A 16,665-nucleotide genomic window follows, 5' to 3' on the forward strand; every position below is an offset into this window, starting at 1 on the left:
TTGGGGTGATTGGGGTGATTGGGGTGATTGGGGTGATTGGGGTGATTGGGGTGATTGGGGTGATGATGGGCGCGATGGGTGCAGCTTATTTTAACGGTTGCCACAGAGGCTATCATTGGTAATATTAGCTTTTAAAAATTCTAACGGTTCTGAGCGACGCTATTTGAACAAAATAAGATAGATTTGGTGAATAATCTACCGAATAAGCTCGTCAGCAACCGTTAGAATGAATATTGTAGCATTTCGAGCAAAATAAGCGCTGTTGTACCCGTTAGAGTTTTCCGACCGCGGAACGAACCCTAATCGAGGTTCATCACCCCCTTGGCATGTTCCACCAAACAACAAAAAACCACGTCCGAACGGACGTGGTAGGTGGTCGTTTGTTTGGTGGAGCCATATCGGGGCATATCGATATCTTCATTAAAGTTGCTGCCGAAGTATATCCATGGAAGCAGAGCGCAACGGTGAACCATTTCCAACATCTTCCTCCCTGCAAAAACTTCAGTTCCGTTCCGTTTCCACGAACAGGGTTACGAATTTTTTGGGTGACAGATCGATTTCGATATCGGCGGATTCCGGCGTTATGCTGAGCGGAATCGTCGACAGTTGCTTACCTGTTACCGATCCGGCCTGCACGCTCTTGACCGGCATCCGAATCTTCACGACTGTGCGGACGGACGCCTCCCTCAAGTTAACAAGCCGCAGCTCGAAGCCGTCGCTGCCATCCGTCATTGGACGAATGGACGAAACATATACCTGAGAGGAATCGACTTCCAGCCAGCTGCGTTTGCTGGGGAGCTTAGCTCCCGCGGCCGTCTCGCCTGCATCGAGCCGGCAAGAGAGCGCCGGAACCGCATGCTCGTCCGCAATCCGCCAAGGGACGATGGCAGCAGCTGCCGATCCGATCGTGAGTGAATAATCGAAAACGAGCTTACGCAGCACTTGCGCACCTTCTGCCGGCAAACCAGGCCCCGCCCGATTGCTGGTGCTCATCCCGCGGTCTGCTCTCGCCATATGAGATACTGCTCGGAACATGGTGATCGCGAGCGTCCCTTCTCCCGTCTGCGAATCACCGTCCGCCACCCATTCGTATTCGTGAAGCCCCTGCGCCGTCAGAACGAATCTTCCGCATGGCCCGTCCGCATAGACGAACTGTTGGAACGGGAATGTCGTCGGCTCGTTCTCGAACCATGATTCGGCATTCGGCTGCCGCACGTTCTCGCTCCTGGCGACAATGTCGAATGCGCCTCCCGCGAGTACGGGAGTTGCCCCCTTCGCCATTCGGAACAACAGCCGGACGCGATGATCACGAGCCGGATTGTCGATTTCCGTTCGAAACGCCGCTGTACGGGAACCCGCGGACAACATCACATGCGTCGTTATCGTCATCGTCACCATCTCCCGGCTTCTCCCTTTGCCGTCAGGCCGAAGCTCCTTTGGCACGCTGAGTGCAGTCACAAGGGTCATCCGGCATTGGATGTCCGTTTCACCTGCCGTACTCACACTTTGGACAGAGCAGGAAACGATTTTCTCGTCCAGAATTGGCCGTGAGTAGGTATATCCGTCGCCTGCGTCTCCTCCATCTTCGAACCAGTGCAGTCCCCGCCAAACTTCTCCAGACTTCAGGTCCGTCCATGTCAGGCTGCCGTCGGCTTCCACTTCGATACGGACAAATTCGTTCGCAATGAATTTACGCGCCGTTAATTCCGGCAACGATGCAAGACGCGGTACCGAACTCAGTTCAACCGCAAGCAGTTGATAACCGAACGCGGGCATATTGTCGACGCGGATTCGGGCGGTATGCCGATATGTCTCGGCTTTGCCGAGCGGATACCGACCCGAGTAGGGCTGAATCGGACAGACCGGCTTGAACGAGACGATTTCGCCAATTGTCTCGTCGCCTGCCTCGTTCCGCACGCGAACCGACCGGTACACGGTTAAATCGTCGCTGTCCAGTTCAATATCGACAACCGCGTCCCTGCGCCATGGCAGCGGGTTGTACACCATGACGGGAATCGCCCCGGACGGAACCCATGACAATTCTATGCGCCCGGCCACCCTGTGCAGGCTCTCCAGCACAAGCTGGCGGCCGATTTGTCCGGCTTTCAAGAACCGAGTTTCCATTTCGTCGTGCACCTCGTCGGCACTGCAGCCGCAGATACTGTCGTGAGGATGGTTTTGCAGAATCAACCGCCACGCTTCGCGAACGAAGGCGGCGTCATTCTCGCCCCATAGCGAGTAAGTAATCGCTTGCAGAGGCTCCACGCTTTTTTCCAGTAGGGTCTGCATTTCCGCGTTCTGCTGCTTTAGATAGACTCGCGATGACAGTACCCCGGGCAAAATGGCGTTGATGCATCCGTCCGGCTGATGATTGGTGCTGCGGAACTCGCCCGCCAGAACGGGAAGGCTTGACTTTTCCGCACTTTCGTTTCCTACCGATTCGCGAATGTAGTCCTCGATCGTCGTCTGAGTGATCGGAACGTTCTCTGACCGGTTCCAGTGATCGACGATCGCCTGCACGTTTCGTTGAGGCTCCAGGTGATCGAATCCGTTCATCAGCAACACGTGGCCGGTCATCGTTCGCTCTCCGATTGTCACAGCCAATTCGCGAATGCGATCCGCTGCTTCGGAGGGATTTTCCGGCAGACTCATCGCGCTCGTATAACCGTATAGATGCGGGAGGTGAATCGTCAACACCTTGTCTCCGCTCGGCGCTTCCCACCAGAATTCGGAGGGATTGCTGCCCGGCGAGCCGTTTAATCCTCTCCAGATCAAGGCGTGGTTCAACCCATATTGCTTCAGGATTTGCGGCATTTGACCGATGTGGCCGAACGTATCCGGCAAATAGCCGACTTTCATCGTCTCTCCGAAGCCGGCAGCCAATCGGCTGCCTTCCTCCAGATTACGGATGATCGACTCGCCGCTAACTAAATATTCGTCCACCAACACGTACCAAGGACCAATGGTAAGCCGGCCGCTGCGGACGAGTCGTTCAAGACGGTCCTTTTTTTCCGGGCGAATGGCCAAATAATCTTCCAAGATGATCATCTGGCCGTCCAGATGAAATCGATAGTCGGGTTCCCGCTCCATCGTCTCGACCAGACGGTCCATCAAACCGACCAGCCGGTAGCGGAACACTTCAAACGGGAGATACCATTCCCTATCCCAATGGGTGTGCGTCACCAAATGCAGCTTCTTCAGGTAGTCCAATCTTCCTTCTCCCATCCTTCGAGTCCCTCCATTTATCTCTCCTAGGCCTTGATTGCTCCAGACGTCATTCCTTGAACGAAATACTTCATCGTGAACCCGAACAGAATCATGAGGGGAATCGTACCAAGCGTCATTCCCGCAAACATTTTGCCATATAAAATTTGCTGCTGATCCATGAACCGAAAAAGTCCAACGGTTAGTGTCATATGCTTCTGATCCGGCAATACGAGCAGCGGCCAGATGAAATCGTTCCAGGAATTCAAGATGTTAAGGAGCGCCATCGACAGAATGATCGGTAGCGCAAACGGCACGCATAATTGGAAGAACATCCGAACTTCACCGCTGCCGTCGATTCGCATGCTTTCAAATAGTTCCTTGGGAATTTCCTCGAAAAAGGTACGGAGCACGAAGGTGATGACCAATTGCCCCGACGCGATGTAAGGAAGAATCGCCGCCCATGGGCTATTCATCAAGCCCAATTTCGTCACCAGAACAAACTGAGGAACCAGCATGAGTACACCTGGAATCATGAGAAACGCCAGATTAATACCAAAAAGCAAGTTTTTAAAAGGAAATCGGAACCGGGCGTAGACGTAGGCGCTTAAGCACGATACGAAAACGGCGCCGATCGCAGCCGTTCCCGAAATGTAGGTAGAATTGAGCAAGTAGGTCTTTACTTTGGCAAAAGCTTCCGAATAATATTCGAATTGCGGATCTCCCGGAAATCCGAAAAAGTTCGTTTGTAGTTCGAAGTTCGTCTTCAGCGAAGAGACGAGCATGAAATAAAGCGGAAATATCGTAAAAAATAATAAGATGGCGAGTACGACAATAAGCGCGTAACGAAATCTTGCAGATTGTGCTTTCATGGTTGTTCTCGCCCCCTAGGACTGTTCCCGCATAAAACGCATATTTAAGAACGTAAGCAGCATAATGATCAAGAATAAGATAACGCCAATCGCCGAACCGATGCCGAGTTGCCCGTAACTGAACGCATTATTGTACATAAACAGGCCTGGAACCGTCGTATCGTATCCCGGTCCACCTTTGGTCATAATCATTTGGTCGCTGAATTGCTGAATGCCGCCGACCAAGACAAGAATGGTCGTTAGCCGAAGTTGAGGCAGGATCATCGGAAAATCCACTTTCGTAAACAGCTTCCAACGAGAGGCGCCATCCATAACCGCGGCCTCCTTCACCGATTCGTCGATCGCCTGAAATCCCGCCAAATAAATCAGAAAACCCATGCCGCTGATCCAAGGAAATCCCTTCATCAAGATGGAACCGATTGCGCTGGCCTGGTTCTGACCAAGCCACACCATCGTCCAACTCTCCAGACCGATTGAACTTAAGATATGATTTAGCATCCCATAGTTAGGTTCATAGAAGAACAGCCAGAACAGCGTTATCACCATGCCGGGGACGACCATCGGCACCGTGAACGCGGCCTTGGCGATCGCACCGATTCTGCCGTTTCCCAGTAAATAAATAAGGTACGCACCAATGATAGATGCGCCTTGAAAGATAACGAGTGCCCACATCACGAACACCAATAGCACGGCAAATGATTTTCTGAAAACCGGATCCCCGAGAACCTGTACGTAATTTGCAAATCCCACGTACTCCGGATGCAAGTAATTCCGCATATTCCAGTCCAGGAAAGACATGCGGAACGCTTCCCAAGCAGGATAGACGAGAAACAGGCCGATAAAGAAAAATCCAGGCAATAAACACATGTAGACAAGTCCATTTTTCCTGATCAATCCTAGACGCATGTCGTTCACCTCTCCGTCTTTGCGACGATCAGGCAGAGATGCTTTCGCACCCTTGCCTGATTGTCAACAGAAATTTGCCGTCAACCATCCAAATTCCATTCCGGATGTGCCTTTATCGCATCGTTCACGTACTTATCGATATCTTTGGACTCGGATTTCACAACTTGATCGGGAGTTAGTTTGCCGTCGAGCAACTGTTGCTTCATCTTAAAGTAACCGTCCTTTTGTTCGGCTGTAAAGTTGACGACCGTATCGGTAAGCGGCTTCTTATCCGAACCAAAACCTTCCATGATCGGCGTCAACAACTCTGGAACTGGAACGTTCTTGACAACCGGTATTTGATACAACCCGTCGGTCAAGATTTTGGCTCCGCCAATCGGGTCGGTCCAGAATCGAAGAAAATCGATGGCGGCGTCAAGCTTTCCGTTGTTTTTCGCATTGCGGGTCACGGTCAGCGACGGCGTTCCGCCCACAACATAATTGTGCCGTTCGGTATCGCCGAGAGAAGAATAGCCTTGATCCATGTAAGGAATTGGAGCGATACCGTAATTAACAGGGAATTTGCTTTGCAAATGCTGGTTTGGATACCAGCTGCCGTTCAGGGTCATGGCCGACTTGCCGTCGTTGAACAGCCCCTCAAACTCCCAGCTTGCCGTATTGAACCCTTTGTTTAAATACGGGGCCAAATCTTTTAGGAACTGCGGGAACGATTTCAGTTGCGGCGTATCTGCAGTAATCTTTCCGTTCTTAACTGCCGCAGCCCATTCGCTGAGCTCGATTTGTCCGGACTGGTTCGTATCCAGGTTCGACAACTCGGAACGCCAAATCGTCTGGTTGATATCGTCCTCGAACCAACCGAGATTCCAGTCCATCGAATTTTGAATACTGAAGCCAACATAGCCTGCATCTGTCGCTTTTTTGGCAACTTCGAAAAAGTCGGTAATCGTGGCCGGCGGCTGCGTAACTCCGATCTTGGAGAAGATGTCCTTATTGTAGTATAAATTTACGGTTACCAATTGATCCGGCACGCCGTAAAGCTTCGGATTGGCGGCATCCGTCTTGTCGAGAGCGGAATCGATTACGCCATCGAGAAAGGAATCCTTCCATATGCCGCCCGTGAACGGACTATTCTCTTCCAAGGAAGGCAAGAGGTCAACGATCCAACCATTCTTAAACCAGTCTGCTTTGTTGCCATCCGATGTCATAATGATTTCCGGCTCCGTACCACCGACGAATTGGGTCTGAACCCAATTGTCGAATTGGCCGGCCGGAATATATTTGAATTCGACTGTATTCCCGGTTTTCTCTTTGTAAGCATCAGCCATCTTCTGATAGGTTGGCCACGAAAACTCCCCTTGATTATAAGCAACGGTAATTGTTTGGGGTTTTTTCGACTCCGAAGCGGACGGAGCCGATGAGTCCATGGAGGAAGAGGATGCTCCGGCATTCGAGTCGTTACTTGAATCGTTATTGGAGCAAGCGGTTACAGTTCCAAGCGCCATCGTTAGAACCAGTGCTGCTGACCAAGCTCTTTTCATAGCGTGACCTCTTTTCAATATTAGTTGCATTTCGCGGTACTGCTGCATTCAACCAACCGGACAGGCAAAATCTGCCGCAGGGCTGGCATGTCTTGCTTCAAAATGCTGGAGATCATGTGATTAGAGGCCAAATGACCTAATTGCTCGTAGCCAGTCGCGATGTAAGTAAATTTGGGATGGGCAATGTCCCCCCAGCCATTGTGGGTAGCGCAGACGATCGATAAATTTCCCGGTACCGACATTCCTCGCTCTTCCGCCGCCCGGACAGCACCGAGTGCAAGAAGATCATCCGCCGACACGACTGCGGTAGGCGGGTCGGTCAGATCCAGAAGCTTCTCCATCTCCCAACGTGCGGAACCGAAGGTCAAATCGGTATGCGCGACATAAGCCTTCCCCGTCGGAATCCCTTTGTCCTCGTAAGCCTTCCGAAATCCGGCGAGAAGATCTTCGGAAAGTGTCAGGGACGGTGAAGCGCTCAGCAAGGCGACGGATCGATGCCCCAAATCCAGCAAATGGCGGGTAGCCATATAGGAAGCTTGAACATTGTCCACATCGACATAATGGACAAGCTCCAGATCAAACGCCGGCCTGCCGATTAGAACGAATGGAATGCGGGATCCGATCAGCTCGACGATGTCTCGAGTTTTAATGGACGGCAGCGCAAGAATGAGTCCGCCAACCTTTTTCTGGTAGTACAATTTTTTGAACAACCCGCTGAAGCCCTCTTCTTCCGGTGCGGCCGTAAACAGTTGGAACATAAAGTCGTTTTCCGCGCAATGCTGGCAAATGGAAGTTGAAATGACAGGGAAGAAGAGATTGTGACGCATCTGCTCCACTGTAAACGGCATGAACAGACCGATACTTCGTACCGACCGGTTTGCCAAGTTCCTTGCAGTGATGTTGGGGTGATAGTCCAGCATTCGTATCGCTCTCATGACCTTCTTCAGCGTCGTTGGATGCAGACTGTCAGGATCGTTGAGCGCCCGGGATACGGTTTGCCGGGAAACTCCTGCCAGCCTACCGACATCGTTGATCGTGCTTGCCATAAAAAAAATTCCTTTTTATGCGAATTCATGTGAACGTTCACATTTAGAGTATATGAAAGCTCTTTCTTGTTGTCAACATTTTGGGACATTTTTTGGATGGAAGCCGCCCGCAGCAGAAAGAGTACCCATAGGGGGCACAATTTTTTGCATTATTGTTCCTTAATACAGCGATTTGCTCGCCGGGTGAATGTATACATCTGAACAGAAGAGCGGAATCCACTGTGCCGGACGACGCCAAGTTACCGTTCACATTTATCTTGGCACAATCCGATCGCCGCTTCATGGAGCGCGAGTGCCTCATCGTTTGGAAAACATAAGACCGCTTTGCAATACCCATTGTTTGTAAGGGTACTGCAAAAGCGGTCCGAATCCCAATATGAAGACATTAGAAATACATACCGACTCATCGCCTTTACAATGCCTTGCAACTGCCCCCTTGTACGAGCCGAACGGGAAGCACTTGCTTATATGCGGCCTCTGTCCGCCCTTCGATCAACTCCATCATAAACGCAGCGGACAGCACACCTAGCTTTTCGAATCCGGTATCCACATAGGTCAGATCCGGCCGCATCAATTCGCCCCATCCGTTCTTAGCGGCACTCACCAAGGATAGGTCGTTCGGGATTCCCAAGCTAAGCTGATCGGCCGCTTTGGAGACGCCGATCGCCATCAGATCGTCCGTCGTGAATATGGCGGTCGGCCGCTGCGGATCAGATAGAAGCTTGAGGGACTCTTCAAAGCCCGACTCCAACGTCAGATCGGTATGGATCTCTATAATATCGGTAGGCGACTGTCCGATTTCGAGGTAGGCACGGTGCATGCCTTTTCTCAAATCCTCAGAAAGCGTCATGAACGGCGGCGCATTGAGAAAACCGATCCTGCGGTGTCCGAGCTGCAACAAATAGCTTGTGGCTTGATAAGCCGCATCCACGTTGTCCACATCCACATAATGAATCTGCTCCAGATCGATCCCCGGGCGGCCAACCAGAATAAACGGAATGTGGGCCGATAGCAGGTCAACGATCTCATTGTTGTTAACAGTAGGGCATGTCAATATTAGCCCACCCACCCTCTTCTCCCGATACAGCTTTTTAAACAAGTCGCTGTAGCTTTCCTTTTGCACGGAAGTGAAGAGCTGCAGCACAAAATCATTTTCCGCGCAGAAATGGCAGATCGTCGCGGACAACGTGGAGAAAAACAAGTTTTGCCTGACTTGGCTCGCGCCGAAAGGCATAAACAAACCGACCGACCTCACCGAATTGTTGGCCAAATTTCGTGCCGTTACATTGGGGTGGTAGTCGAGCAATTCGATCGCTTTTTTGACTTTAGCAAGCGTTTCGGGATGAAGCAGGCCCGGTTGGTTTACCGCCCTCGACACGGTTTGCCGAGACACACCGGCCAGCTTTGCCACGTCATTTATCGTACTGGTCACGAGAGAGGACTCCTTAACCTAAGCGGATTGTTATCCTTTTCAGGGTAGCCCTATCGTGCCGCATTTGTCAATATTTGTGGCTGCTTGCATAGGCCCGGATAATGCTGGCTTTCGAACTTCCATTGCGGTTCTCCCTCGAAGCTCCGATTGTTATCCTTCCGAGCCGTCAGTGACGACTATGGGAAGAACATTCGATTGGACAACGACTCCACCTTCCGATAAATAAGCTTGGATCGTCGTCGCCCCCGGCTTGAGCAGCTTTACTTTTCTATTTTCAATCGTTGCGATCGAAGGATCACCGATTACGTAAACCGTTTTAACGTCGCCGACGGAGACTTGGTCTCCATTGTCAAATACGGCATCCACGTTCAAGGGAACGCTCTGACCGACAGCCAAAGCGCCGTCCCCCAGGGACAGAGTAGCGGATGAAAGGTCCCGGGCCGAAGCTTTCTTAACAATTTTCACGTCGTTCACGCTGGCCCATGTGTCGTTCGTGGATGTCTTCAACACGCATTTCACATACACCGTGTTGAGTCCCTTCACCTCGTCTTGCAACGCAATGCTTCTCAGCAAGTTGAAATTACCGTCGTTTCCGTCCTGCTGATTGATGACTCCCACTTCTTTCCAATTCGTCTCGTTGTCGCTGACATACCACTTGACGCTCTGATCGCTGCCCATAATGGCTCTTCCGCTATACTGGATGGTCAAGTCGGTAAACGGCGTCACGCTGTCCAACTTCCATTCCAACTCGCCGGGGGCAGAAATATCATCTGGTCGCACGACTTTATTCTTATAATTGGTGTCGAGCGGAACGACTTTGACATTCGCCGCTCGGTAGATTCGATCGGACCAATCGTCGTTTTCGAATGTCTCCGATGTCAGCGTATCGAATACTTCGGCGATCCTCAACGCGCGTTTGGAGCTTCCTTGGTACGTATAAGGACTGTAATAAACGGTGACTTCATCCCCCGGGCGGAACCCCAAGTCGTCTACTCGAGCCGTAAAAATATTCGTTCCGGTCGCTTTCGGCGAATCGAATACCGCCTCCGAACCGATCTCCAGCGGCTCTTGGCCTTCCAGTTGGATGAAAGCATCACTCCGTTTCCCTTGAATGGAGATTGGCGATACGGAGGCAATTTTACCAGCTTCTTTACCATAATAAGCTTTAACAAGCACAGCCTCATTCCGGTCGTTCATCGTAATGTCGAGCTTATCCCCGTCGAACAGCATCGCGGCAGGTACAGCCTTGAGTTTATCGTCCGACGCTCCGTCTGAACCGCGAACAATAACCGCGTTTTCCGCAAGCTTGAGCTGAACGAAATTCACATATTCTCCAACAGCCGGATCTTGAGAGCGAATATACAGATAACCTTCTGGCGCCGCCTGCTTCGTTTCCTGATCGATGCTGACGTAAGACGCTTCAAAATGTTGCGGATAACGTTTCGCCGTCTCGTCCGCCGCGTTCAGAACGAAAGCCGCTCTGCCTCCCTGAACCTTGACGGCCGTAGCCTCTTTCCCTGTTGCGCGGACGATCGAGAAGCTGCCGTTGCCTTCGTCGACAGCCTTGTAATACGCTCCGCGCAGTCCCGTTAAGGTTGCCGTTACCGCTGTGGCGTTTTCCGCCTTCAAGCTAAGACTGACTGTTTCGTCTGCTTCGTAAAGCACGGCGTTCACAACTTCGTCAGGGTTTGTAACCTTCAGCGAGACTGGATACCGTCCCAACGCTCCGTTTCCTTTGACGGCAAATTTCGCGGGCAGCGTCTGGGAAAGCTCCTGCGTCAACATGGCATAGGCGGTAGCATAGCGGTCGGCGAGATACTGCGCAAGAATGCGAGTATAGGTTGCATCCGCACCCGCACGTTCTTTGTAATCTTCAAGCATTCTCTCCACATCCGCCCGATAGGCAATCCACTGGTTTCTCTCCCGTGTTTGCGCTTCTGTATACTGGAAGCCGTTCGTATGCCCGCTTTTCTGATCCCAGAGGGACTCAGCCTTCACGTTCCAGACGGACGTCCAGCTATACAAGCTGCTAGACAATCCCGTAGAAAACAGTTTCAGTTGCAAATAGGCCGTGTCAGAGGCGCGGTCGATCGCATCGGTGATATCCACCTTCTCGTCGCTGAAGTTCTTCAACGTCTTGACCAGCTTCAATTGATCCGGGCTCGGGCCCGCCCATACTTCCACCTTGCAATTGGCATTCAAATCGGAGAGTGCCCGACCTTCGATTTCGACTGCAGCTCCGTTCGTTAACGGAATCCCTTGATGGTCGAGCTTGTAAGTAAGCGTCCCTCCTCCCGGATCGCCGTTATCGGCTGTCACGATGTGATAGCCGTTTAAAGCATCTCTTTTGACATGCTCTGCGCCGATCAACGTTGCATTCGTGTTCAAGGAATCTTCGCCCGCGAAATCGTAATCGAGAAACGTCTGACCATAGGAGGCTGTCGGCACGAGCTCGTTCGACTTCCCGTCGAAAGATTGGATTAACCGCTGGTCCCCATCGCGGAAGTTATAAATATTCACATAGTCGGCCCCGGCCATATAAGCCTTCTCCAGGGTCGCCATGTCCGATATGGAGCTTCTTTCCGCATTTACGTCCGAGAATTTGCCGCGGGCGATAATGTAGTCCAAATATCGGGGATCCAGATCCCCCGCCCACTCCGCTCCGTAGCGAATTCCGTTCACCATGTGCGTCTCCCAGGCAGCCTTCTTCTCGTCCCAATTGGGGTAGTTCGGCATGACGAACATATGGGTGTAAGCTTTCTCGACAAGCTGTGTGTCCGGAAGCGAGACGTTTCCGTTGTCCACCGTTACCGCGTTATAGCCATACCCGTCCGCGATCGAACGTGACAATTGGGAGATATAGGAGGTCAAATGGTTTGACAGCCAATCTTTCTCTTTGTCGGAAAGGCCATCCTCCGGGTCCAACGTCACTCCGTCCTTCGCGGCTGCCGCAATGACAAGCGGGCTGAAATCAGCTCCGGCATCCGGGGAAGCATTGAAGGCGAAGTATGGCCAGTACAACGGCTCGTTCTCGGTGAAGATCGAGACGGTCGGAACCGGCTTGCCCTCCAGCTTCATCTCGGCAGATTTTGTAGAAATATAACTGGTGATGTCCTTCACCTTGTCCGCGCGCACCTGATTGTAATGCTCGTCATTCATGGTCAGCCAAGGCGTGCTGCCCCAGATGTTCGGTGTCGACAGCTTCCAATTTCCTCGGCCGTCGACGTTCAAAGGATCGTACACTACTTGATTATAGGGGATATCGCCCCAGAGCTCCCCTTTCCCGTCGGGGCCGCCAGGCGTCCCGCTCCACCAAGAATTGATGCTCAAGTTCAGCGCCAATCCGGAATCGTGCGATAAGTTCATCAAATATTTCAGACGGGATTTCGTCTTTTCCTCGCTCCAATGCATGTAATAGATGTCGAACGCGACGCTCGGCTTATACATGCTGTAATTCGAGTACTGCGTCTTGAGCTGCTTCAGCAAGGCCAAATCGGAGGCGTAATCGTCCCACTTCAGATTGGGTTGGAACAAGCCTACCGCCATCTGGCCGCCAACATGCTGGCTCGCCAGCATGTTTTCGAAGTCGCTGTATGCCCAGACTCTGCCGAAATTGATTCTCGCTCCGCCTTCGTTATGAAGCTTGACGGCGACGCTGTTACGGTTGCCAACGACGCTTGCCGGTATTTGGACGAAATAGTGGTTAGGCCCTTCCGAAACCTCGCTGTAAGTTCTGACATACACTTTCTGTCCGTTTACGTAAATCGAATAATACATCGTGTCGTCGCTTCGCGTATGGATCTCTTCCAGTTCCAGTGTAAGCGTCTTGTTCGGCGTCAGATCCGACAGTTGAAAAGAGAGCTCGCTGCCTTTCCCCTCCAACGTTCTTACACGGTAATCGTTCTTCAGTTCTCCGACTTGGGTGGAAACGGTTGCAACTTTTGAAGTTCCTTTCACGGACAGCCTCTTCAACTTCTCGCCCACAATATCGCCGAAGATGAAATGTGTTCCGCTCATATCCCAGGCCGTTGGGACCGTGGCCGTCTGCGCCGCATTCTCGGCAGTACCGTCCACCTTTGCCGTCGTTTCTCCGTAAGCAGGAACGGCAGAGGCAAATAAAGCGATTCCAGCCAAAACAACGGTTAATCTCCTTTTACTCGTATTCAACAACATGAGCACTCCCTTCTGAAATGGATGAATCTAATTATGGCAATAAATCAACGCTGGGTCTTCAGCTCCTTTCTTAAATCTTTTTTTATGTGAGCGTTCACATTATTTATAAAATTTATTAAAAGCGGCGTCAATCGATTTACAAAAATAATTGTAATTTATAAGATTTATTAGATATAAAATTATTTTCCCACAATGATATCGTTCACAATAAAAACGGCTTCTTAATAAGAAAAACCGGATCCGCCTTTTAACTCTCTTCATAAAGGGAGCTGCCGGATGGGCTTTGGGTACACCTCCCGCGGCAATCTCATGAAACGGAAATGCCTTCATCGTCTGCGCCAAGCAGCCGCGAGCCCGCCGGGGCGGATTTCAGCGCCAGACGGTATAGAACCGCCGCATTCGGGCGGTGAAGCGTCGGCCAGCGATTCGTTCCGCCGCCGACGGCGAAGACCTTCGCCGGGCGATGTTGATCATCATAGAGCGCCGCTCCTATGACTTCAACAGCCCGCAAATCCAGAGCCAGCGCGCCTTCAAAGCCGGAAAAATCGTTGGCGAACGCCAGATGAATCAAGCCATCCGTTGCCGCGGCGGATCTGCCCAGTGTATCGAGATCGTCAGCCTTCGTTATTACATGATCTTTGTTCTCAACTGCTTCACTTCAGAAGGCTTGTGCTTTCCAAACACAATCGATCCGAGGAAGCAGAGCGCAGCGGTGAATATCGATGCCGTGCTCCTCCACTCCGTTCCGTGCGCGCGGAACGAATCCTAATTCGGGGTTCATCACCCCCTTGGCATGTTCCACCAAACAACAAAAAAACCACGTCCGAACGGACGTGGTAGGTGGTCGTTTGTTTGGTGGAGCCAAATCGGGGCATATCGATATCTTCATTAAAGTTGCTGCCGAAGTAAATCCGAGGAAGCAGAGCGCAGCGGTGAATATCGATGCCGTGCTCCTCCACTCCGTTCCGTGCGCGCGGAACGAACCCCATCTAGGGGTTCATCACCCCCTTGGCATGTTCCACCAAACAACAAAAAAACCACGTCCGAACGGACGTGGTAGGTGGTCGTTTGTTTGGTGGAGCCAAATCGGGGCATATCGATATCTTCATTAAAGTTGCTGCCGAAGTATATCCGAGGAAGCAGAGCGCAGCGGTGAATATCGATGCCGTGCTCCTCCACTCCGTTCCGTGCGCGTGGAACGAACCCCTGGGGTTCGCCCCCTACGGGGCTCCACCAAATGCAAAAAACACGCCTTTATTTGGCGTGTCTGAAGGTTGCATTTGGTGGAGCCAAGGGGGATCGAACCCCTGACCTCATCGCTGCCAGCGATGCGCTCTCCCAGCTGAGCTATGGCCCCAAGTGTCACTGGATCGTGACGACAAGAATGAGTGTATCATACGAAACATGGGCATGTCAACGGGATTTTCGAAGATTTTTCGCGCATCGACGCGGCTATATGCCGTGCTTGGAGATCAGGTTGTTCAGTTCCTTGAGAAACATATTAATGTCCTTGAATTGACGGTAAACGGAGGCGAACCGGACGTACGCGACCTCGTCTACCGGGTACAGCTCCTCCATGCAGATCTCGCCGATGACGCGGCTCTCGACCTCGGCTTGGGCCGTGTTGCGCAGCTCGCGTTCGACATTGGACACGATAACCTCCAGCTGGCCAACGGATACCGGGCGCTTTTCGCAGGCGCGCAGCAGCCCTCTCAGCACCTTATCCCGGCTGAATTCTTCGCGGCCTCCGTCTTTCTTGATGACGATCAACGGCGTCTCCTCGACCATTTCGAACGTGGTGAACCGCCGGCTGCACTGTTCGCACTCCCGGCGGCGGCGGATCGACTTGTTGTCGTTCGCGGGCCGCGAATCCAGCACTTTCGTGCCGCCGTAATCACAAAATGGGCATTTCAAGCTTCTACCGCTCCTTTCTTGCGTATGCTTTTATTTTGCCAGACCTTCCCTTACATTGAACGCTCACAGATCGCACATAATACGGATACCAACCGCAAGGAGGTGAACAACAATGGCAGCAGGTAACCGCAGCAGCAACCAGCTGGTAGTCCCTCAAGCGATCGGTGCTCTGGAGCAACTGAAGTACGAAGTGGCCCAAGAGCTGGGTATCGCGATCCCGCAGGACGGATACTACGGCAATATGGTTACCCGTGAGACCGGCTCCATCGGGGGTCAAATCACGAAGCGTCTGGTTCAGATCGCCGAGCAGCAACTTGCCGGCAAATAAGTACGATGCTATTTTTCCACAAGTCTTAAATAACGGAGGCCTTGAAGACGAAGCGCTTCAAGGCTTCTTCTCCATTTTACCCGATTCGAGCTCTCCGTCATATAACTGCTTGTATTTTTTATGATAAAACAGCACGCGCTGTACGTAATGTCGGGTTTCCCCGTACGGTATGTCGCGCAGCGTCTCTTCCTTGCCATCCCAGGTGCGGCGCTCGAGCCACTGCCGGACTTTGCCTGGCCCCGCGTTGTAGGCAGCGAGCGTCTGGACGAGATCGCCCTTGAATTGCCTCTGAAGCTCCCGCACGTACCAGGCGCCCAAGCGGATGCCGGCATCCGCCCGCTCTCCGGCTTGCTGCACCGTGACGCCTCCGAAGTTGTCCTGCTTCAAAATCCAGTTCGCCGTATCCGGCATAATCTGCATGATGCCGACCGCGCCTTTGGGCGATACCGCCTTGGGCTTGTAATTCGACTCGACCCGGATGATCGCCGCGAGCAGCAGCGGGTCAATCCGGTACTGCTCGGCGCTGCGCGCGATCTCTTCCTTGTACGAGATCGGGTAGATCATCTTGCCGATCCAGTCCGACCGGATAAACAGAATCGCCAGAACGATGAGCAAGAGGAGCAGGAACCAACGTTTACGTCTGGGCCGCCGCTTCATCGCAACCCCATTTCCAGGCAGAAACGCTCCACTTGCTTCGCCGTATCGTCCAGACTTGAGCTGTTGTCGATTACGTAGTCGGCGCGCCTTTTCTTTTCTTCGATGTCCATCTGGGCGGAAAGCCGCTTGTCCGCTTCCTCTGCGGTCAGCCCGTCGCGGGCCATCAACCGCTGGCGTTGGAGTGCTCTTGGGACATAGACGACCAAGACAGCATCATATAGAGATGCGAGCCCGGATTCGTACAACAATGGGATATCCGCGACGACGAGCCGATCCGGCCGCTCTCGCTCCAATGCCTCCACCCTTTCGCGCATAAGGGCGCGAATCGCCGGGTGCGTGATCGCTTCCAATTCCTTGCGCTTCGCTGCATCTGCGAAGACGATTTGTCCCAGCCGCCGTCGGTCCAGCGTACCGTCCGCTTGCAGGACTTCGGGCCCGAAGCGGTCGGCGATCTGGGCCAAAGGGGCTTGTCCGGGTTCGACAATTTCCCGGGCAATGCGATCCGCGTCGACGAGCGCCGCCCCCCGCTCGACGAGCAAGCGGGCGACGGTGCTTTTGCCGGTGGCGATTCCCCCGGTCAATCCGATGTTCAATA

At 52.5% G+C, this 16,665-nt stretch carries 12 protein-coding genes and 1 tRNA gene; 1 reads left to right on the forward strand and 12 read right to left on the reverse strand.

Going from position 1 to position 16,665, the window contains the following annotated elements; all coding sequences use genetic code 11:
• Positions 1–501: 501 nt before the first annotated feature.
• The 10 genes from LKX83_RS22485 to nrdR form a co-directional block, all read right to left on the reverse strand.
• Positions 502–3,225, reverse strand: a complete 2,724-nt coding sequence (locus tag LKX83_RS22485; protein ID WP_227885076.1) for an alpha-mannosidase — start codon at positions 3,223–3,225, stop codon at positions 502–504.
• 26 nt (positions 3,226–3,251) lie between these two features.
• On the reverse strand, positions 3,252–4,076 hold the full coding sequence (locus LKX83_RS22490) for a carbohydrate ABC transporter permease (RefSeq protein WP_227885077.1): 825 nt from the start codon (positions 4,074–4,076) through the stop codon (positions 3,252–3,254).
• A gap of 15 nt (positions 4,077–4,091) precedes the next feature.
• On the reverse strand, positions 4,092–4,982 hold the full coding sequence (locus tag LKX83_RS22495) for a carbohydrate ABC transporter permease (RefSeq protein WP_227885078.1): 891 nt from the start codon (positions 4,980–4,982) through the stop codon (positions 4,092–4,094).
• An 80-nt stretch (positions 4,983–5,062) separates the two neighbouring features.
• Entirely contained in the window at positions 5,063–6,520 is a 1,458-nt protein-coding gene (locus tag LKX83_RS22500) for an ABC transporter substrate-binding protein (protein WP_227885079.1), read from the reverse strand.
• Between the two features lie 20 nt (positions 6,521–6,540).
• Positions 6,541–7,566: a LacI family DNA-binding transcriptional regulator gene (locus LKX83_RS22505; protein ID WP_227885080.1), complete on the reverse strand. Its 1,026-nt coding sequence runs from the start codon at positions 7,564–7,566 to the stop codon at positions 6,541–6,543.
• A 412-nt stretch (positions 7,567–7,978) separates the two neighbouring features.
• Entirely contained in the window at positions 7,979–8,998 is a 1,020-nt protein-coding gene (locus tag LKX83_RS22510) for a LacI family DNA-binding transcriptional regulator (protein WP_227885081.1), read from the reverse strand.
• 150 nt (positions 8,999–9,148) lie between these two features.
• Entirely contained in the window at positions 9,149–13,171 is a 4,023-nt protein-coding gene (locus LKX83_RS22515; protein ID WP_227885082.1) for a hypothetical protein, read from the reverse strand.
• A gap of 307 nt (positions 13,172–13,478) precedes the next feature.
• A complete protein-coding gene (locus tag LKX83_RS22520; RefSeq protein ID WP_227885083.1) occupies positions 13,479–13,742 on the reverse strand; it encodes a hypothetical protein in 264 nt (87 codons plus the stop codon).
• A 710-nt stretch (positions 13,743–14,452) separates the two neighbouring features.
• Positions 14,453–14,528 (reverse strand) — tRNA-Ala (locus LKX83_RS22525).
• Positions 14,529–14,623: 95 nt separating this feature from the next.
• Complete coding sequence (nrdR, locus tag LKX83_RS22530; protein ID WP_227885084.1) at positions 14,624–15,085, reverse strand: transcriptional regulator NrdR; 462 nt, start codon at positions 15,083–15,085, stop codon at positions 14,624–14,626.
• A 112-nt stretch (positions 15,086–15,197) separates the two neighbouring features.
• Between nrdR and LKX83_RS22535 the strand changes: the two genes are divergently transcribed.
• Positions 15,198–15,413 (forward strand): alpha/beta-type small acid-soluble spore protein, encoded by a 216-nt coding sequence (locus LKX83_RS22535; protein ID WP_227885085.1) that lies wholly within the window; start codon positions 15,198–15,200, stop codon positions 15,411–15,413.
• A gap of 57 nt (positions 15,414–15,470) precedes the next feature.
• On the opposite strand, the gene LKX83_RS22540 is transcribed toward LKX83_RS22535, so the two are convergent.
• On the reverse strand, positions 15,471–16,070 hold the full coding sequence (locus LKX83_RS22540) for a lytic transglycosylase domain-containing protein (RefSeq protein WP_227885086.1): 600 nt from the start codon (positions 16,068–16,070) through the stop codon (positions 15,471–15,473).
• A complete protein-coding gene (gene coaE / locus LKX83_RS22545) occupies positions 16,067–16,663 on the reverse strand; it encodes a dephospho-CoA kinase (RefSeq protein WP_227885087.1) in 597 nt (198 codons plus the stop codon). Before coaE ends, LKX83_RS22540 begins: the two co-directional genes overlap by 4 nt.
• Between the last annotated feature and the right edge of the window lie 2 nt (positions 16,664–16,665).

This window comes from Cohnella baijiui, assembly GCF_020731285.1.
Taxonomy (GTDB): Bacteria; Bacillota; Bacilli; order Paenibacillales; family Paenibacillaceae; genus Cohnella.